The sequence below is a fragment of the Streptococcus sp. HMSC34B10 genome, from assembly GCF_001839505.1.
GTDB classification, from domain to species: domain Bacteria; phylum Bacillota; class Bacilli; order Lactobacillales; family Streptococcaceae; genus Streptococcus; species Streptococcus peroris.
Map to the genome: position 1 here is coordinate 43,211 of NZ_KV841556.1, position 17,482 is coordinate 60,692.

Sequence of the window (17,482 nt, forward strand, 5' to 3'; positions counted from 1 at the left end):
AAGATGGTATAATAGGCAGATGATTCAGTTGTTTTTTACCCTCAGTAGTCATATGTTTTTTGTCTACCTAGTTTTTCAACTCTTGAAAGATTTGGTCAAATGGGATCAAATCTTGAAGGTGACCAAGGACAATGCGAGGAAGGTACGACTTTTAGTAGTCTTGTGTAGTATCGGTTTAGGATATCTAATCAGTTCTTTTTTCCTAAATATCTATCAGCTATGGCAAGAAGCAGTACGAACATTATTTTAAACTCGAAAGTAAAGGAAAGTATGTATGGAAAAAATTGTAGTTCAAGGTGGCGATAATCGCCTAGTTGGAAGCGTCACTATTGAAGGTGCAAAAAATGCAGTTTTACCACTACTTGCGGCGACTATTTTGGCAAGTGAAGGAAAAACAGTTTTAAAAAATGTTCCAATCTTATCAGACGTCTTTACCATGAACCAGGTAGTTCGTGGATTAAATGCGAAGGTTAATTTTGATCAAGAGGCACATGTTGTTGAAGTGGATGCAACAGAAGATATCACAGAAGAAGCTCCTTATAAGTATGTTAGTAAGATGCGTGCCTCTATTGTAGTCTTGGGTCCAATCCTAGCTAGAGTTGGTCACGCTAAAGTTTCCATGCCTGGTGGCTGTACGATTGGTAGTCGTCCTATTGACCTTCACCTTAAAGGTTTAGAAGCAATGGGTGCTAAGATCACTCAAACAGCTGGTTATATCGAAGCTAAGGCAGAACGCTTGCATGGAGCTCATATCTATATGGACTTTCCTAGTGTTGGGGCAACCCAAAACTTGATGATGGCTGCAACGCTAGCTGATGGCATAACTGTTATTGAAAACGCTGCTCGTGAGCCCGAAATTGTTGATTTGGCTGTTCTCTTAAATAAAATGGGAGCAAAAGTCAAGGGTGCAGGGACAGAAACAGTGACAATCACTGGTGTTGAAACATTACACGGTGCTACACATAAGGTTGTGCAGGACCGTATTGAAGCTGGGACCTTTATGGTGGCGGCAGCCATGACAGGTGGAGATGTCTTGATTCAAGATGCTATCTGGGAACACAATCGCCCTTTGATTGCAAAATTGCAGGAAATGGGTGTTGAAGTTATTGATGAGGATGAAGGGATTCGTATCCGCTCTCAACGTGATAAGTTAAAGGCTGTTCATGTTAAGACACTTCCTCATCCAGGATTTCCGACAGACATGCAAGCACAGTTCACGGCTCTTATGACGGTTGCTCAAGGTGAATCAATCATGGTGGAGACTGTATTTGAGAATCGTTTCCAACATCTAGAGGAAATGCGCCGGATGGGTTTGCACTCTGAAATCATTCGTGATACAGCTCGTATCGTCGGTGGGCAAGCTCTCCAAGGAGCAGAGGTCCTGTCTACAGACCTTCGCGCTAGTGCAGCCTTGATTTTGACAGGTTTAGTGGCTGAAGGTGAGACAGTTGTTGGGAAACTTGTCCATTTAGATAGAGGCTATTATCGTTTCCATGAAAAATTGGCTCAGTTAGGAGCTAATATTAAACGGGTAAGTGTGGAAGCTGATGAAGACGAATAAACAAGTAACTTATGTATTGCGACGATTTCTATTAGTCATTGTAGTTTTACTTCTAGGAATTTTAGCTCTTGGTATCGGATTAATGATTGGCTATGGCTTAGTTGGGAAAGGCCAAGATCCGTGGGCAATACTAACACCGGAAAAATGGCATGAATTGATTTCAAAATTTACAGGAAAATAGGCTGGGATACCGGCCTTTTTCTAGGGATAAAAAACAAGGAGGAAACATGAATAAAAAAACCAGACAAGCCCTTATAGGTCTTCTGATTTTTCTACTCTTGTCGATAGGAAGTTACTACATTAAAAGGATGCAGACTTCCAATAGTGCACGGCAAACACAAGTAACACAAAAATCGCAGTCGCTTGACACTCCTAGTCAAGAATTGGCGGAGAGTGTACTGACTGACTCAATCAAAAAACAAATAAAGGGAACTCTTGAGTGGAATGGAGCAGGTGCCTTCATAGTTAATGGGAATAAAACAAATCTAGACGCTAAGGTATCGAGTAAACCCTATGCTGATAATAAGACGAAAACTGTAGGAGGGGAGACTATCCCAACTGTAGCCAATGCTCTCATGTCAAAGGCGACTCGACAGTATAAAGATCGTGAAGAGACTGGGAATGGTTCAACGTCTTGGACACCACCGGGATGGCATCAGGTCAAGAACCTAAAAGGTAGTTACAATCACGCAGTGGATAGAGGGCATTTACTAGGCTATGCCTTGATTGGTGGTTTAGATGGCTTCGATGCATCTACCAGTAATCCTAAAAATATTGCAGTACAGACAGCTTGGGCCAATCAAGCACGTGCAGATGATTCAACTGGACAAAACTACTATGAAAGTTTAGTTCGAAAAGCACTGGATCAGAATAAACGAGTGCGTTACCGTGTTACGCTACTATATGCTACAGAAGAAGACTTAGTTCCTTCCGCATCTCAGATAGAAGCGAAATCTTCTGACGGAGAACTGGAATTTAATGTTGTAATTCCGAATGTTCAAAAGGGGATTCAATTAAATTATCGCACCGGAGAAGTTACAGTTACAAAGAACTAATAGTAAGAAAGTCCCTTATCGATTCGATAGGGGCTTTATTATAGAAATTGAAAATTAATGTGTAGAAAATAAAAAATGTGGTATAATAGTGTCAATTATACTTTTTAGGAGAAGGAAAATGGAAGACCCGAGCAGTCAGAATTTGTTGCTGCAGTTTGTATTATTAGTTGTTTTGACCTTTTTAAATGCCTTTTTCTCTGCGACAGAGATGGCCATGGTTTCCCTTAGCCGGTCGCGTGTTGAACAAAAAGCTGAAGAAGGTGATAAACGCTATATCCGTTTGCTAAAGGTACTTGAAAACCCAAATCACTTTTTATCAACCATTCAAGTTGGTATTACTTTAATTACGATCTTGTCAGGTGCGAAGTTGGCGGATTCTCTTGGAGAATTGATTGCCTCTTGGATGGGAAATAGCGAATCTGCACATGCAATTGCAAGCTTCCTGTCACTTGCTTTCTTGACCTATATCTCTATCGTTTTTGGTGAGCTCTATCCCAAACGAATTGCTCTAAACCTTAAGGATTCCTTGGCTATCCGAACAGTACCATTTATTATTGCTCTTGGTAAAATTGTAAGTCCCTTTGTTTGGATGTTATCGGCATCAACCAATCTTTTGAGTCGCTTGACACCAATGACATTTGACGATGCAGATGAAAAAATGACCCGTGATGAGATTGAGTATATGCTTACTAATAGTGAAGAAACCTTGGATGCTGATGAAATTGAAATGCTGCAAGGGGTTTTCTCGCTTGACGAGCTTATGGCGCGTGAAGTCATGGTCCCACGAACAGATGCCTTCATGGTTGATATTCAAGATGATACTCAGACGATTATCGAAAGCATTTTAAAACAAAACTTTTCTCGAATTCCAGTTTATGATGATGACAAGGATAACGTGATTGGTCTGATTCATACCAAGAGCCTGTTAAAAGCAGGCTTTTACGATGGTTTTGACAATATTGTATTGAGAAAAATTTTACAGGAACCACTCTTTGTACCTGAAACTATTTTTGTGGACGATTTGTTAAAAGAGTTGAGAAATTCACAAAGACAAATGGCTATTCTTCTCGATGAATACGGAGGAATGGCAGGTTTGGTCACTCTCGAGGATTTACTTGAAGAGATTGTTGGTGATATTGATGATGAAACTGACAAGGCAGAAGTAGAAGTCCATCAGATAGGTGAAGATACCTATATCGTTCAAGGCACCATGAATTTGAATGACTTTAATGATTACTTTGATTTAGAGTTAGAAAGCGACGATGTTGATACCATCGCAGGTTATTATTTGACAGGTGTAGGAACTATACCAACAACGGAAAAACTCAGTTATGAGTTAGAAAATTGTAATAAAAAAATTACTTTGACCAACGACAAGGTCAAGAATGGCCGTGTAACAAAGGTCAAGGTTCAGATTCAAGAACTTGAAGTCGAAGAAGAAACTGAATAAAATAAAAGCTTTATCAGCTAAATACTGATAAAGCTTTTTCATCGTCAAAAATAAAAGACCCCATCCGGAGTCTTTGTTCAATATAATAGAGGCGGTAGACGGATTTGAACCGACGATCAAGCTTTTGCAGAGCCGTGCCTTACCACTTGGCTATACCGCCTTAACTTTTATTATTATACATTGAAATTTTATTCTCGTCAATAGTTTCTATTCTTAAATAGAAAGTTTTCACAGTTTTGAAAGCGGTATGACAAAATATTCTGAAAATTTGTTTACTTTTTAAATAAACTGTGTTATAATTATCAGTATCTCAAAATTTAAAAAAAAAGAGGAGTTATGAGACATGAAAAAAAGTCGGATTCTTGCTGTAGCAGGTGTTGTCCTGCTTACATCAGCTACCCTTGCAGCTTGTGGTTCTTCAAAATCTTCTGATGCTGAAGCACCAAAAGCTTATGGTTACGTATATTCTGCTGACCCAGAAACATTGGATTACCTCATCTCAGGTAAGCAAAGTACTAAAATTGCTACTTCAAATGGTATTGATGGTCTCTTCACAAATGATAAATATGGTAATATTACCCCAGCGATGGCAGAAGACTGGTCAGTATCTCAAGATGGCTTGACTTACACTTATAAGATTCGTAAAGGTGTGAAGTGGTACACTTCTGACGGAGAAGAATATGCTGAAGTTACAGCCAATGACTTTGTCAACGGCTTGAAGCACGCTGCAGATAAAAAATCAGAAGCGCTTTACCTAGCACAAGATTCTGTTAAAGGTTTGGCTGATTATGTTTCAGGAAAAACAACAGATTTTTCAACAGTTGGTGTGAAAGCTCTTGATGATTATACTCTTCAATATACATTGAACCAACCAGAACCATACTGGAACTCTAAGATGTCTTATGGTATCTTCTGGCCATTGAATGCAGAGTTTGAAAAATCACAAGGTGAAAACTTTGCCAAAGCGACTGATCCAACTTCATTGCTATACAATGGACCATTCTTGCTTAAGGCTTTGACAGCCAAGTCTTCTATCGAATTTGTTAAAAATGCAAACTATTGGGATAAAGACAATGTCCATCTTGATACAGTAAATCTTGCTTTCTATGATGGTTCAGACCAAGAATCACTTGAACGTAACTTTACAAGTGGTGCTTATAGCTTTGCTCGTCTCTTCCCAACTAGCTCAAACTATTCTAAAGTTGAAGAAACATACAAGGACAATATTTACTACACTCCAGCAGGTTCAAGTACTTTCGGTATTGGTGTGAATATTGACCGTCAAGGTTATAAATATACTTCAAAAACTACGGATGAAGAAAAAACATCTACTAAGGAAGCCCTTCTTAACAAAGATTTCCGTAAAGCTTTGAACTTTGCACTTGACCGTAATTCATACTCCGCTCAAGTGAATGGTAAAGATGCGGCAACCCTTGCAATTCGTAATCTTTTTGTAAAACCAGACTTTGTCTCTGCTGATGGCAAGAGCTTCGGTGACATGGTTGCTGAAAAGATGGCTAGCTATGGAGACGAGTGGAAAGATGTGAAATTTGATGATGGACAAGATGCATTCTACAATGCTGATAAAGCTAAAGCAGAGTTTGCTAAAGCTAAAACTGCCCTAGAAGCAGAAGGTGTCAAATTCCCAATCCATTTGGATATCCCAGTTGACCAAACTACTAAGAGCTATGTCGCTCGTATCCAATCTCTTAAGCAATCAGTTGAAACAGTGCTTGGTGCTGATAATGTAGTGATTGATATCCAACAAGTCTCAAAAGATGAATTGAACAATATTACTTACTACGCATCAAACGCTGCTGCTGAAGACTGGGATCTTTCAGGTGCTGTTGGTTGGAGCCCAGACTTCCAAGACCCATCAAGTTACTTGGATATCCTAAAAACAGCTAATAAAGCAACAACTAAGAGCTACATGGGTTACGATAATCCAGATAGCGCTGCAGTTCAACAAGTTGGTTTGAAAGAGTATGATAAGTTAGTCGACGAAGCTAGCAAGGAAACAACAGATCTTAACAAACGTTATGAAAAATATGCCGCTGCTCAAGCTTGGTTAACAGATAGCTCACTCTTCATGCCTACAATGACAGGTGCGGGTGCTGCACCAGTTATCTCTCGCGTAGTACCATTCACGGCTTCTTATGCTCAATCTGGAGATAAGGGTTCAGATAACTACTTCAAGTATCTTCAATTACAAAGTAAACCTGTAACGAAGAAACAATACGAAGAAGCTCGTGAAAAATGGCTTAAAGAAAAAGCTGAAGCAAACGAAAAAGCTCAAAAAGATTTTGCGAGTCATGTAAAATAAATAATGCTCATTAGAACTTTCTCTCCTAAAGGAGAAGGTTCTTTTGGGATTTTAAAGGAATTAATATGAGAAAATATGTTTTAATGCGTATCTTGCGGTCACTGGTTTCTATTTTTCTAGTAACGACCTTGACCTATACGATTATCTATACGATGGTTCCTCGGCAATTAATCTTCAAACAGGACCCGAACTATAATAAGATCGCAACTACTGCGGATAAACGGGATAATTATGAAAATACCGTTTATGAACGTATGGGATACATTGAGTATTACGATACAAAAGAGTTGCAAGAAAAAACTAGTAGCATGGATTCCTCTGTAACAGTAGATGCAAATGATACTAATAAAGCCATTTATGAGAAGTATATCCAACAACTAGGACATGGTTGGAAATTGGGTGAATTCACAGAAAGTGGACAATTTTATGCGACGCGTGAAATTCCAATTTTTGAACGTGTATTCAAATTCTATGCTAATTTGATTGATATTGATCATACAAATAAAATTCAAGATCCTGAAAATCCCAACTTGCAGCGTTATCTACGATTTGAAAATGACCCAGCTATTGGTTGGTCTTTAGTCGGTTCAGGAACTAAGCATAAATATTTGTTGTATTTTAACAATAAATTCCCGTTTGTCCATCAGAATTTTGTGAATATTAACTTAGGTGATTCTTATCCAACCTACGCAAATACGCCTGTTCTTCAAGTAATCACTCAAGGACAAGGTCAAACGAAGACTTCAGAGGTTCAATTCCCAACAGGTAAAAAGACGTCATCTGTCAATATTTACTCAAGAACTTATAAATCTCCAAGTCAAGCTGATGCCCGTGAAGTGGCAAACTACGGCAAGGATGATCCATACACTGCAACTGAAAGCAACTATCAATATCCTTCAATGATTACAAGTTCAGCTATTGCTGGTTTGATTGGTTTAGTTATTTCTTATGCAATTGCAGTTCCTCTTGGATCTCTCATGGCACGCCATAAGAATTCTTGGATTGATAGTTTCTCTACAGGTGCTTTGACCTTCTTGTTGGCTCTTCCAACAATCGCCTTAGTTTATATCATCCGTTTGATTGGATCTTCTATTGGACTTCCAGATTCATTCCCAATCTTGGGAGCTGGAGATGTGCGCTCTTATATCTTACCTGCAGTCATTTTAGGATTGTTGGGGGCACCAGGTACTGCTATCTGGATTCGTCGTTATATGATTGACTTGCAATCTCAAGACTTTGTACGTTTTGCTCGTTCAAAAGGATTGTCTGAAAAAGAAATTTCTAACAAGCATATCTTTAAAAATGCCATGGTTCCATTGGTTTCTGGAATTCCGGCTTCTATTATGGGAGTTATCGGTGGAGCTACTTTGACTGAAACAGTCTTTGCTTATCCTGGTATGGGTAAAATGTTGATTGACTCTGTCAAAGCTTCAAATAACTCTATGGTAGTTGGCCTTGTCTTTATCTTCACTTGTATCTCCATCTTCTCATTGTTTATTGGAGATATCTGGATGACAATGCTTGACCCACGTATTAAATTGACAGAGAAAGGAGGCAAATAATGTCTACAATTAGTAATGAGAAATTTAAGTTTGTAAAACGTGACGATTTTGCCTCTGAAGCAATTGATGCTCCTGCCTATTCATACTGGGGTTCTGTTTTCAGACAATTCATGAAAAAGAAATCAACAATCGTTATGCTAGCGATTTTGATTTCAGTTATTTTGATGAGTTTCATTTATCCAATGTTCTCTAATTTTGACTATAACGACGTTAGTAAGGTAAATGACTTCAGTGCTCGTTATATCAAACCGAATGGAGAATATTGGTTTGGAACAGATAGTAATGGTAAATCTCTATTTGATGGTGTTTGGTTTGGAGCTCGTAACTCTATCCTGATTTCTGTCCTTGCAACTTTCATCAACGTTGTGATAGGGATTATAGTCGGGGGTATTTGGGGAATCTCAAAATCTGTTGACCGCGTCATGATGGAAGTTTATAACGTTATCTCAAATATTCCACACCTATTGATCGTTATCGTCCTAACTTACTCAATCGGAGCAGGTTTCTGGAATTTGATTTTTGCCATGAGTGTAACGACTTGGATTGGGATTGCCTATTCAATTCGTATCCAAATCATGCGTTACCGCGATTTGGAATATAACCTTGCTTCTCGTACTCTTGGGACACCAACCTTTAAGATTGTTATCAAGAATATCATGCCTCAGTTGGTATCAGTTATCGTATCAACTATGACACTGATGCTTCCAAGCTTTATCTCTTATGAAGCCTTCCTTTCATTTTTTGGGCTTGGTTTACCAATTACAGTACCAAGTTTGGGACGTTTGATTTCAGATTACTCTCAAAACGTAACAACCAATGCTTACTTGTTCTGGATTCCATTGACGACCTTGATTCTAGTATCATTATCCCTCTTCGTTGTTGGTCAGAACTTAGCGGATGCAAGTGATCCACGTACACATAGATAGGAGTAGACATGACAAAAGAAAATAATGTAATTTTGACTGCTCGCGATATTGTTGTGGAATTTGACGTTCGTGACAAAGTTTTAACAGCGATTCGTGGCGTTTCCATTGATTTGGTTGAAGGTGAAGTACTGGCTCTAGTAGGGGAATCTGGTTCTGGAAAATCCGTTTTAACAAAAACTTTCACAGGGATGTTGGAGGAAAATGGACGTATTGCCAAAGGTAGCATTAACTATCGTGGCCAAGATTTAACTGCCCTTTCTTCTAATAAAGATTGGGAAAATATTCGTGGGGCTAAGATTGCTACGATTTTCCAAGATCCAATGACCAGTCTTGACCCTATTAATACAATTGGTAGTCAAATCACTGAAGTTATCATTAAGCACCAAGGGAAGACAGCGAAAGAAGCCAAAGAAATGGCTATCGATTATATGAATAAAGTCGGAATTCCTGATGCTGAAAAACGCTTTGAAGAGTATCCATTCCAGTATTCTGGAGGGATGCGTCAACGGATCGTTATCGCGATTGCACTTGCTTGTCGTCCGGATATCTTGATTTGTGATGAACCAACGACAGCCTTGGATGTGACCATTCAAGCTCAGATTATTGACTTGTTAAAATCACTTCAAAAAGAGTATCATTTCACAACTATCTTCATCACCCATGACCTTGGTGTGGTAGCAAGTATTGCTGATAAGGTTGCTGTTATGTATGCGGGTGAAATTGTTGAGTACGGTACCGTAGAGGAAATTTTCTATGACCCTCGTCATCCATACACATGGAGTCTCTTGTCTAGTTTGCCACAGTTGGCAGATGACAAAGGGGAGCTTTATTCAATCCCTGGTACACCTCCATCACTCTATGCTGAGTTGAAAGGGGATGCATTTGCTCTTCGTTCAGATTATGCGATGCAAATCGATTTTGAAGAAAAAGCGCCTCAATTTAAAGTGTCTGATACGCACTGGGCAAGAACATGGTTGCTTCATGAACAAGCTCCAAAAGTAGCAAAACCTGCGGTAATTGCAGATTTACACCACAAGATTCGTGAAAAAATGGGCTTTGCTCATCTCGAAAACTAGGAGGAAGGAAATGTCTGAAAAATTAGTAGAAATTAAAAATTTAGAAATTTCCTTCGGTGAAGGAAGCAAGAAGTTTGTAGCCGTTAAAAATGCTAACTTTTTTATCAACAAGGGAGAAACCTTCTCTCTTGTTGGGGAATCAGGAAGTGGTAAGACAACAATTGGTCGTGCTATCATTGGTCTGAATAATACTAGCAAGGGTGACATCATTTTTGATGGACAAAAAATCAATGGGAAAAAATCTCGTGCACAAGCAGCTGAATTAATTCGCCGTATCCAGATGATTTTCCAAGACCCTGCTGCTAGTTTGAATGAACGTGCTACGGTTGATTATATCATCTCTGAAGGTTTGTATAATCACCACTTATTCAAAAACGAAGAAGAGCGAAAAGAAAAAGTTCAAAACATTATTCATGAAGTTGGACTTTTGGCAGAACACTTGACACGTTATCCACATGAGTTTTCAGGTGGACAACGTCAACGTATTGGTATTGCTCGTGCCTTGGTTATGCAACCAGACTTCGTTATTGCAGATGAACCAATTTCAGCCTTGGATGTTTCTGTCCGTGCTCAAGTGTTGAACTTGCTCAAGAAATTTCAGAAAGAATTAGGCTTGACTTATCTCTTTATCGCCCATGATTTGTCAGTAGTTCGTTTTATCTCTGATCGAATTGCGGTTATTTATAAGGGAGTGATTGTAGAGGTTGCAGAAACAGAAGAATTGTTTAACAATCCAATCCACCCTTATACACAAGCATTGTTATCAGCCGTTCCGATACCAGACCCAATCTTAGAGCGCGAAAAAGTTTTGAAAGTCTATGATCCAAATCAACATGACTACGAAACAGATAAGCCATCTATGCATGAAATTCGTCCAGGTCACTATGTTTGGGCTAACCAAGCAGAATTGGAAAACTACAAACAACAAGTTAAATAACATTAGTTTTATAACTTCTTTGGGATTTTTCTAAGAAGTTATAAAACTTTTTTTCTTTATATAAATATTTTTTATTTCGAAGGAAGTAGTGTAGTTAAACTCTAAAATTTTACGATTGCAAATGTATTGATGTGTCAAAATATTTTATAAACTTAGTTAGTTTATTTTATAGAAAGTGTATGTCCTAGTTTTTATAATTTGCATTAAGTAAGTTAATTATATAGGACAAGTGAATTGAGATGATAGTTAGTTGTTTTTGAAAACATAAATCAAACTAGTCAGGCTTAGGACTTTATGGTATAATATATAAGATTCCAAAAGAAACAGGAGAAAAATGATGGATTTAATTTTAGCTATTTTATTGATTGTTCTAGCATTTCTAGGAGGTGCACTTGGTGGAATGTACTTAGTGCGTAAGCAAGTTGAAAAAGAATTTGCAGACAACCCACGTTTAAACGCTGAAGCTGTTCGTACGCTTTTAAGTGCTAGTGGACAAAAACCAAGCGAGGCTAAGGTGCAACAAGTTTATCACCAAATTATCCGCCAACAAAAATCAGCCCTTGCTAACAATAAAAAGAAATAAATAGGAAAAGTCTGGGATGAAAATTCCAGACTTCTCACTATGTTCAACTATTATTTAGAAAAAAGACTTTTTCCTTGCATTCTATTGATATTTGATTATGATTAAGAAGGAGATAGTTGCAACCGATTATCTGTCAGCAATTTTATCGGAACTTAGTAATCATGATGAACTATCAATCAGAAAAATAAGACTAGAAAGAAGACTATATGGATAATCGACCAATTGGTTTTTTGGATTCGGGCGTTGGAGGCTTGACTGTTGTACGTGAGCTCATGCGCCAGCTTCCTCATGAAGAAATCGTCTATATTGGGGATTCGGCACGGGCACCTTACGGACCCCGTCCTGCTGAGCAAATTCGTGAATATACTTGGCAGTTGGTCAACTTTCTTTTGACTAAGGATGTCAAGATGATTGTCATTGCTTGTAATACTGCAACAGCAGTTGTCTGGGAAGAAATCAAATCCAAACTGGATATCCCTGTGCTGGGTGTGATTTTGCCAGGTGCTTCAGCAGCTATCAAAGCAAGTCAGGGTGGTAAAATCGGTGTAATTGGAACACCGATGACAGTACAATCAGATATCTATCGTCAAAAAATCCATGACTTAGATCCTAATTTACAGGTGGAGAGTTTGTCTTGTCCTAAGTTTGCTCCCTTGGTTGAGTCTGGTGCCCTTTCAACCAGTGTGACCAAGAAAGTAGTCTATGAAACCTTGCGCCCCTTGGTAGGTAAGGTAGACAGCTTGATTTTGGGTTGTACCCATTATCCGCTTCTAAGACCCATTATCCAGAATGTGATGGGGCCAGACGTAAAACTGATTGATAGTGGTGCAGAGTGCGTGCGGGATATCTCTGTTTTACTCAATTATTTCGAGATTAATCGTAGCCGCGATGCAGGGCCTCTACAACATCGTTTTTACACAACTGCAAATAGCCAAAGTTTTGCTCAAATCGGAGCAGAATGGCTAGAAAAAGAGATTCATGTGGAGCATGTAACATTATGACAAATAAAATTTATGAATACAAGGACGATCAGGATTGGTATGTCGGTTCCTATAGTGTTTTTGGTGGCATTCGGGCTTTGACGGATGATGAGTTAGAGTTTCCTTTATTTGATTTATCCAAAATCTTTCGAGATGAGGAGAGAGGATTTCCACTTTCAGTCACTGTTTTACGATATAGTTCAGACTATAGACTACTCTCTTTTATAGTAGATATACTTAACCAAGAAGCAGATCGAAACCTAGAGGTCATTCAACGTCAAGGAGCTCTGCTTTTGGTCGAAAATGGGAAACTCTTGCATGTAGAATTGCCTAAAGAAGGAGTTGATGTTGAAGCCTTCTTTGAAACTAGCAGAGTCAGAGAAACCTTGTTGATTGCAACTCGTAATGAAGGGAAGACCAAGGAATTTCGTGCTATCTTTGACAAACTTGGATATGATGTGGAGAATCTCAATGATTACCCAGATCTGCCTGAAGTTGCTGAAACTGGTATGACCTTTGAAGAAAATGCTCGCCTTAAGGCTGAAACCATCTCCAAATTGACAGGCAAGATGGTTCTAGCAGATGATTCTGGTCTTAAAGTCGATGTCCTCGGTGGATTACCAGGTGTCTGGTCAGCTCGATTCGCAGGAGTAGGAGCAAGTGATGAAGAGAATAATGCCAAACTCTTGCACGAATTGGCTATGGTCTTTGAACTCAAGGATCGTTCGGCTCAATTCCACACTACCTTGGTCGTAGCTAGTCCAGGTAAGGAAAGCTTGGTTGTCGAAGCTGACTGGCCAGGCTACATTAATTTTGAACCTAAGGGTGAAAATGGTTTTGGCTATGATCCGCTCTTCCTAGTAGGAGAGACTGGGAAGTCATCAGCCGAATTAACCCTTGAAGAAAAAAATAGTCAGTCTCACCGTGCCTTAGCCGTTAAGAAACTTTTGGAGGTATTTCCATCATGGCAAAGCAAACCATCATTGTAATGAGCGACTCTCATGGAGATAGCTTGATTGTAGAAGAAATCCGTGACCGCTATCTTGGAAAAGTTGATGCCATTTTTCACGATGGTGACTCGGAGCTTCGTCCTGATTCACCACTCTGGGAAGGTATCCACGTTGTTAAGGGGAATATGGACTTTTACTCAGATTATCCAGAACGTTTGGTGACTCAACTTGGTCCTACCAAGATTATCCAGACTCATGGGCATTTATTTGATATTAACTTTAATTTCCAAAAGCTTAATTTTTGGGCTCAAGAGGAGGATGCAGATATCTGTCTTTATGGTCACTTGCATGTTCCAGATGCTTGGATGGAAGGAAAGACTCTCTTTTTAAATCCAGGTTCTATCAGTCAACCACGTGGTACTATCAGAGAATGCCTTTATGCTCGTGTGGAGATTGATGATAGCTACTTTAAAGTGGACTTTTTAACACGTGAGCATGAGATCTATCCAGGCTTGTCCAAGGAGTTTACTCGATGATTGCCAAAGAATTTGAACAGTTTTTACTGGAGCAAGAGGGAACCTTTTTAACACCTGCTGAAAATTTGGCTGTGCTCATTGATAGTCACAATGCAGATCATGCAATTCTCCTTCTTAGCCAGATGACCTATACCAGGGTGCCAGTAGTGACTGCTGAGAAAAAATTTGTTGGAACCATTGGGCTTAGAGATATTTTTGCATACCAAATGGAGCAGGGCTTGAGTCAGGAAGTCATGGCAGATACAGATATCGTACACATGACCAAGAAGGACGTAGCAGTTGTCAGTCCAGACTATACATTGACGGATGTTTTACATAAGTTAGTGGATGAGTCTTTCCTACCAGTCGTTGACAAGGATGGTATTTTCCAAGGGATTATCACGCGGAAATCAATCCTTAAGGCTGTCAATGCCCTTCTGCATGATTTTAGTAAAGAATATGAGATTCGAAGCAAATGAGAGAATGGATTTCAGCATTTTTAGAAGAAAAACAAAATCTATCTAGCAATTCTAAACAGTCCTATAAGTATGATTTGGAGCAGTTTTTAACTCTTGTTGGAGAACGAATCTCTGAGACAAGTTTAAAAATTTATCAAGCTCAGCTTTCAAATTTTAAAATCAGTGCCCAAAAGCGTAAAGTTTCTGCTTGTAATCAATTTCTCTACTTTTTATACCAGAAAGGAAAGATTGGCACTTTTTACCGTTTGGAATTACCCAAACATGCTGAGAAAAAGCCAGGGAAGTCAGAGCTTTTAGACTTGAGTTCTTTCTGGCAAGAAAGTGCCTATCCAGAAGGACGCTTGCTAGCCTTGTTAATAGTAGAATTAGGCCTCTTGCCGAGTGAAATTCTAGCCTTAAAAACAAGTGATGTGAATCTAGACTTTCAAGTATTGAGAATCAATAAAGCCTCTCAACAAAGAGTCTTGAGTCTTCCCACAAACTTGCTTACGGAGTTAGAACCTTTGATGGGGCAGACCTATCTCTTTGAAAAAGCTGGGAAACCATACTCCCGTCAGTGGGCCTTTCGTCAGTTAGAAGCCTTTCTAAAGGAAAAAGGTTTTGCAGATTTATCGGCTCAAGGATTGAGAGAACAGTTTATATTAAGACAAATCGAAGAAAAGCTTGACTTGTACGAAATTGCTAAAAAATTAGGATTAAAGACAGTCATGACCTTAGAAAAATATAGATAATGGATATTAAACTAAAAGATTTTGAAGGGCCTTTGGATCTTCTTTTGCACTTGGTTTCAAAGTACCAGATGGATATCTATGATGTGCCAATCACAGAGGTTATCGAGCAATATCTAGCCTACATATCAACCCTACAAGCCATGCGTTTAGAAGTGGCAGGCGAGTATATGGTAATGGCTAGCCAACTGATGCTGATTAAGAGTCGCAAGCTCTTGCCAAAGGTTGCAGAAGTGACAGATTTGGAGGATGACCTAGAGCAGGATCTCCTTTCTCAAATCGAAGAATACCGTAAGTTTAAACTTTTGGGAGAGCAGTTGGAAGTGAAGCATCAAGAACGAGCTCAATATTACTCAAAAACACCGACAGAGCTGATTTATGAGGATGCTGAACTTATTCATGATAAGACCACGATCGATCTCTTCTTAGCTTTTTCAACCTTACTGACCAAGAAAAAAGAAGAATTCTCGAAAAATCATACAACTATTTTACGAGATGAGTATAAGATTGAGGATATGATGGTTATCGTCCGAGAAGCCTTGGTTGAAGGTCAGCAATTATGCTTGCAGGATTTATTTAAAGAAACCAAGGATTTGCAAGAGGTCATCACACTTTTTTTAGCAACCTTGGAGTTGATTAAAACCCAAGAAATTCTCTTGATTCAAAAAGAGAGTTTTGGAGATATCTATCTCATGAAAAAGAAAGACGAAAATCAAGTAGAGCAAAGTCAGGCTTGATAGAGAGGAAGTATGAGTACTTTAGCAAAAATAGAAGCACTCCTGTTTGTAGCGGGGGAAGATGGGATTAAAATTCGCCAGCTGGCGGAGGTTCTATCGCTTCCACCAACAGGGATTCAGCAGAGTCTTGAAAAATTAGCCAAAAAGTATGAAAAAGACCAGGATTCTAGTCTAGCCCTGATTGAGACAGGAGGTTCTTATAGATTAGTCACCAAGCCTCAATTTGCAGAGGTTTTGAAAGAATACTCTAAGGCCCCCATCAACCAGAGCCTATCTCGGGCTGCCCTTGAAACCTTGTCCATCATTGCCTACAAGCAGCCTATCACACGGATCGAGATTGATGCCATTCGTGGGGTCAATTCAAGTGGAGCGCTAGCTAAGCTACAGGCCTTTGAGTTGATACGAGAAGATGGGAAAAAGGAAGTTCTCGGACGCCCTAATCTCTATGTAACAACAGATTATTTCTTAGATTACATGGGCATTAACAGCTTGGAAGAACTACCAATAATTGATGAGCTTGATATCCAAGCACAAGAAAGCCAATTATTTGGTGAAAGGATAGAAGAAGATGAGAATCAATAAATATATTGCCCACGCAGGAGTGGCCAGTAGGAGAAAAGCAGAGGAGTTAATCAAGCAGGGCTTGGTAACTGTCAATGGACAGGTGGTACGTGAATTAGCAACGACAATCAAGTCAGGCGACAAGGTCGAAGTTGAAGGCCAACCCATCTATAACGAAGAAAAAGTCTATTATCTGCTTAACAAACCACGTGGAGTGATTTCCAGTGTAACGGATGATAAGGGTCGTAAAACGGTTGTCGACCTTTTGCCCAATGTGAAAGAGCGTATTTACCCTGTGGGTCGCTTGGACTGGGATACATCAGGTGTCTTGATTTTGACCAACGATGGTGACTTTACCGATGAGATGATTCATCCTCGTAATGAAATTGACAAAGTTTATGTTGCGCGTGTGAAAGGAATCGCTGATAAAGATAATCTTCGCCCCTTGACTAGAGGAGTTGAGATTGATGGCAAGAAGACCAAACCGGCTGTTTACGAGATTCTCAAAGTAGATCCCGTAAAAAACCGCTCAGTGGTTCAGTTGACCATCCATGAAGGGCGTAACCATCAGGTCAAAAAAATGTTTGAAGCTGTTGGCCTCCAAGTGGATAAACTCTCTCGAACTCGTTTTGGGCATCTAGACTTAACTGGTCTTCGTCCAGGGGAGTCCCGTCGCCTTAACAAAAAAGAAATTAGCCAACTACACACTATGGCTGTAACCAATAAATAATGAAAAAAATCTTAATTGCACCAGTGCGCTTTTACCAACGCTTCATATCACCGGCTTTTCCACCTTCTTGTAGATTTGAGCCCACTTGTTCAAATTACATGATTCAGGCTATTGAAAAACATGGCCTCAAGGGGGTCCTCATGGGACTGGCTAGGATATTACGTTGCCATCCTTGGTCTAAAACGGGTAAAGATCCAGTACCAGATCACTTTTCCTTGAAAAGAAATCAAAAAGAAAAAGAATTGCCTTTGTGATTCTTTTTTTGTTGTAGGAAGCTATCTGTTAGGGTGATTGATGATTTATACTACCGTTCTCTTATAAAAAATGGT

The 17,482-nt window shown here is 39.3% G+C and carries 20 protein-coding genes and 1 tRNA gene; 20 read left to right on the forward strand and 1 reads right to left on the reverse strand.

The annotated features are described in order from the left end of the window. Nucleotides 1–19: 19 nt before the first annotated feature. The 5 genes from HMPREF3237_RS05755 to HMPREF3237_RS05775 all read left to right on the forward strand — a co-directional run bounded on the left by HMPREF3237_RS05755 (nt 20) and on the right by HMPREF3237_RS05775 (nt 4,066). Nucleotides 20–250, forward strand: coding sequence for a DUF1146 family protein (locus HMPREF3237_RS05755; protein WP_070889127.1), 231 nt, complete (start codon nt 20–22; stop codon nt 248–250). Nucleotides 251–274: 24 nt separating this feature from the next. Beyond that, nucleotides 275–1,561: a UDP-N-acetylglucosamine 1-carboxyvinyltransferase gene (gene murA, locus HMPREF3237_RS05760; RefSeq protein ID WP_070889128.1), complete on the forward strand. Its 1,287-nt coding sequence runs from the start codon at nt 275–277 to the stop codon at nt 1,559–1,561. After that, nucleotides 1,548–1,742, forward strand: a complete 195-nt coding sequence (locus tag HMPREF3237_RS05765; RefSeq protein WP_070889129.1) for a DNA-directed RNA polymerase subunit beta — start codon at nt 1,548–1,550, stop codon at nt 1,740–1,742. Before murA ends, HMPREF3237_RS05765 begins: the two co-directional genes overlap by 14 nt. 46 nt (nt 1,743–1,788) lie before the next feature. Then, nucleotides 1,789–2,616, forward strand: coding sequence for a DNA/RNA non-specific endonuclease (locus HMPREF3237_RS05770; RefSeq protein ID WP_070889130.1), 828 nt, complete (start codon nt 1,789–1,791; stop codon nt 2,614–2,616). Between the two features lie 118 nt (nt 2,617–2,734). Then, entirely contained in the window at nt 2,735–4,066 is a 1,332-nt protein-coding gene (locus HMPREF3237_RS05775; RefSeq protein ID WP_070889131.1) for a hemolysin family protein, read from the forward strand. Between the two features lie 89 nt (nt 4,067–4,155). Here HMPREF3237_RS05775 and HMPREF3237_RS05780 read toward each other — a convergent pair. After that, nucleotides 4,156–4,226 (reverse strand) — tRNA-Cys (locus tag HMPREF3237_RS05780). A gap of 183 nt (nt 4,227–4,409) precedes the next feature. Here HMPREF3237_RS05780 and HMPREF3237_RS05785 point away from each other — a divergent pair. The 15 genes from HMPREF3237_RS05785 to yidD all read left to right on the forward strand — a co-directional run bounded on the left by HMPREF3237_RS05785 (nt 4,410) and on the right by yidD (nt 17,407). After that, nucleotides 4,410–6,389 (forward strand): peptide ABC transporter substrate-binding protein, encoded by a 1,980-nt coding sequence (locus HMPREF3237_RS05785; protein ID WP_070889132.1) that lies wholly within the window; start codon nt 4,410–4,412, stop codon nt 6,387–6,389. A 65-nt stretch (nt 6,390–6,454) separates the two neighbouring features. Then, nucleotides 6,455–7,951: an ABC transporter permease gene (locus tag HMPREF3237_RS05790; protein ID WP_070889133.1), complete on the forward strand. Its 1,497-nt coding sequence runs from the start codon at nt 6,455–6,457 to the stop codon at nt 7,949–7,951. After that, nucleotides 7,951–8,877, forward strand: a complete 927-nt coding sequence (gene oppC / locus HMPREF3237_RS05795) for an oligopeptide ABC transporter permease OppC (RefSeq protein ID WP_006144894.1) — start codon at nt 7,951–7,953, stop codon at nt 8,875–8,877. Before HMPREF3237_RS05790 ends, oppC begins: the two co-directional genes overlap by 1 nt. Before the next feature lie 8 nt (nt 8,878–8,885). Then, the gene (locus HMPREF3237_RS05800; protein WP_070889134.1) at nt 8,886–9,953 is read left to right on the forward strand and encodes an ABC transporter ATP-binding protein; all 1,068 of its coding nucleotides are present in this window, start codon (nt 8,886–8,888) and stop codon (nt 9,951–9,953) included. A 10-nt stretch (nt 9,954–9,963) separates the two neighbouring features. Then, nucleotides 9,964–10,890, forward strand: a complete 927-nt coding sequence (locus HMPREF3237_RS05805; RefSeq protein ID WP_070889135.1) for an ATP-binding cassette domain-containing protein — start codon at nt 9,964–9,966, stop codon at nt 10,888–10,890. Nucleotides 10,891–11,227: 337 nt separating this feature from the next. Beyond that, entirely contained in the window at nt 11,228–11,473 is a 246-nt protein-coding gene (locus HMPREF3237_RS05810) for a YneF family protein (protein WP_025168592.1), read from the forward strand. Nucleotides 11,474–11,679: 206 nt separating this feature from the next. Further along, nucleotides 11,680–12,474 carry a glutamate racemase gene (racE, locus tag HMPREF3237_RS05815; RefSeq protein ID WP_070889136.1) on the forward strand — a complete coding sequence of 265 codons (795 nt, stop codon included), beginning with the start codon at nt 11,680–11,682 and terminating at the stop codon, nt 12,472–12,474. After that, nucleotides 12,471–13,442 carry a nucleoside-triphosphate diphosphatase gene (locus tag HMPREF3237_RS05820; RefSeq protein WP_070889137.1) on the forward strand — a complete coding sequence of 324 codons (972 nt, stop codon included), beginning with the start codon at nt 12,471–12,473 and terminating at the stop codon, nt 13,440–13,442. Before racE ends, HMPREF3237_RS05820 begins: the two co-directional genes overlap by 4 nt. Continuing rightward, nucleotides 13,418–13,939, forward strand: a complete 522-nt coding sequence (locus tag HMPREF3237_RS05825; protein WP_070889138.1) for a metallophosphoesterase — start codon at nt 13,418–13,420, stop codon at nt 13,937–13,939. Before HMPREF3237_RS05820 ends, HMPREF3237_RS05825 begins: the two co-directional genes overlap by 25 nt. Further along, nucleotides 13,936–14,397: a cyclic-di-AMP-binding protein CbpB gene (gene cbpB, locus HMPREF3237_RS05830; protein WP_070889139.1), complete on the forward strand. Its 462-nt coding sequence runs from the start codon at nt 13,936–13,938 to the stop codon at nt 14,395–14,397. Before HMPREF3237_RS05825 ends, cbpB begins: the two co-directional genes overlap by 4 nt. Beyond that, nucleotides 14,394–15,128 carry a site-specific tyrosine recombinase XerD gene (gene xerD / locus HMPREF3237_RS05835; RefSeq protein WP_070889140.1) on the forward strand — a complete coding sequence of 245 codons (735 nt, stop codon included), beginning with the start codon at nt 14,394–14,396 and terminating at the stop codon, nt 15,126–15,128. Before cbpB ends, xerD begins: the two co-directional genes overlap by 4 nt. Next, a complete protein-coding gene (locus HMPREF3237_RS05840; protein ID WP_070889141.1) occupies nt 15,128–15,862 on the forward strand; it encodes a segregation/condensation protein A in 735 nt (244 codons plus the stop codon). The genes xerD and HMPREF3237_RS05840 overlap by 1 nt, the downstream gene beginning before the upstream one ends. A gap of 12 nt (nt 15,863–15,874) precedes the next feature. After that, on the forward strand, nt 15,875–16,444 hold the full coding sequence (gene scpB, locus HMPREF3237_RS05845) for an SMC-Scp complex subunit ScpB (protein WP_070889142.1): 570 nt from the start codon (nt 15,875–15,877) through the stop codon (nt 16,442–16,444). Further along, entirely contained in the window at nt 16,431–17,153 is a 723-nt protein-coding gene (locus tag HMPREF3237_RS05850) for a pseudouridine synthase (RefSeq protein ID WP_006144906.1), read from the forward strand. Before scpB ends, HMPREF3237_RS05850 begins: the two co-directional genes overlap by 14 nt. Further along, nucleotides 17,153–17,407, forward strand: a complete 255-nt coding sequence (gene yidD / locus HMPREF3237_RS05855; protein ID WP_006144907.1) for a membrane protein insertion efficiency factor YidD — start codon at nt 17,153–17,155, stop codon at nt 17,405–17,407. Before HMPREF3237_RS05850 ends, yidD begins: the two co-directional genes overlap by 1 nt. The last annotated feature ends 75 nt before the right edge of the window (nt 17,408–17,482 follow it).

What these genes read in the sequence shown, in the direction of transcription:
- HMPREF3237_RS05755 (WP_070889127.1), top strand. Translation starts at nt 20, where the DNA reads ATGATTCAGTTGTTTTTTACCCTCAGTAGTCATATGTTTTTTGTCTAC.
- murA (WP_070889128.1), top strand. Translation starts at nt 275, where the DNA reads ATGGAAAAAATTGTAGTTCAAGGTGGCGATAATCGCCTAGTTGGAAGC.
- HMPREF3237_RS05765 (WP_070889129.1), top strand. Translation starts at nt 1,548, where the DNA reads ATGAAGACGAATAAACAAGTAACTTATGTATTGCGACGATTTCTATTA.
- HMPREF3237_RS05770 (WP_070889130.1), top strand. Translation starts at nt 1,789, where the DNA reads ATGAATAAAAAAACCAGACAAGCCCTTATAGGTCTTCTGATTTTTCTA.
- HMPREF3237_RS05775 (WP_070889131.1), top strand. Translation starts at nt 2,735, where the DNA reads ATGGAAGACCCGAGCAGTCAGAATTTGTTGCTGCAGTTTGTATTATTA.
- HMPREF3237_RS05785 (WP_070889132.1), top strand. Translation starts at nt 4,410, where the DNA reads ATGAAAAAAAGTCGGATTCTTGCTGTAGCAGGTGTTGTCCTGCTTACA.
- HMPREF3237_RS05790 (WP_070889133.1), top strand. Translation starts at nt 6,455, where the DNA reads ATGAGAAAATATGTTTTAATGCGTATCTTGCGGTCACTGGTTTCTATT.
- oppC (WP_006144894.1), top strand. Translation starts at nt 7,951, where the DNA reads ATGTCTACAATTAGTAATGAGAAATTTAAGTTTGTAAAACGTGACGAT.
- HMPREF3237_RS05800 (WP_070889134.1), top strand. Translation starts at nt 8,886, where the DNA reads ATGACAAAAGAAAATAATGTAATTTTGACTGCTCGCGATATTGTTGTG.
- HMPREF3237_RS05805 (WP_070889135.1), top strand. Translation starts at nt 9,964, where the DNA reads ATGTCTGAAAAATTAGTAGAAATTAAAAATTTAGAAATTTCCTTCGGT.
- HMPREF3237_RS05810 (WP_025168592.1), top strand. Translation starts at nt 11,228, where the DNA reads ATGGATTTAATTTTAGCTATTTTATTGATTGTTCTAGCATTTCTAGGA.
- racE (WP_070889136.1), top strand. Translation starts at nt 11,680, where the DNA reads ATGGATAATCGACCAATTGGTTTTTTGGATTCGGGCGTTGGAGGCTTG.
- HMPREF3237_RS05820 (WP_070889137.1), top strand. Translation starts at nt 12,471, where the DNA reads ATGACAAATAAAATTTATGAATACAAGGACGATCAGGATTGGTATGTC.
- HMPREF3237_RS05825 (WP_070889138.1), top strand. Translation starts at nt 13,418, where the DNA reads ATGGCAAAGCAAACCATCATTGTAATGAGCGACTCTCATGGAGATAGC.
- cbpB (WP_070889139.1), top strand. Translation starts at nt 13,936, where the DNA reads ATGATTGCCAAAGAATTTGAACAGTTTTTACTGGAGCAAGAGGGAACC.
- xerD (WP_070889140.1), top strand. Translation starts at nt 14,394, where the DNA reads ATGAGAGAATGGATTTCAGCATTTTTAGAAGAAAAACAAAATCTATCT.
- HMPREF3237_RS05840 (WP_070889141.1), top strand. Translation starts at nt 15,128, where the DNA reads ATGGATATTAAACTAAAAGATTTTGAAGGGCCTTTGGATCTTCTTTTG.
- scpB (WP_070889142.1), top strand. Translation starts at nt 15,875, where the DNA reads ATGAGTACTTTAGCAAAAATAGAAGCACTCCTGTTTGTAGCGGGGGAA.
- HMPREF3237_RS05850 (WP_006144906.1), top strand. Translation starts at nt 16,431, where the DNA reads ATGAGAATCAATAAATATATTGCCCACGCAGGAGTGGCCAGTAGGAGA.
- yidD (WP_006144907.1), top strand. Translation starts at nt 17,153, where the DNA reads ATGAAAAAAATCTTAATTGCACCAGTGCGCTTTTACCAACGCTTCATA.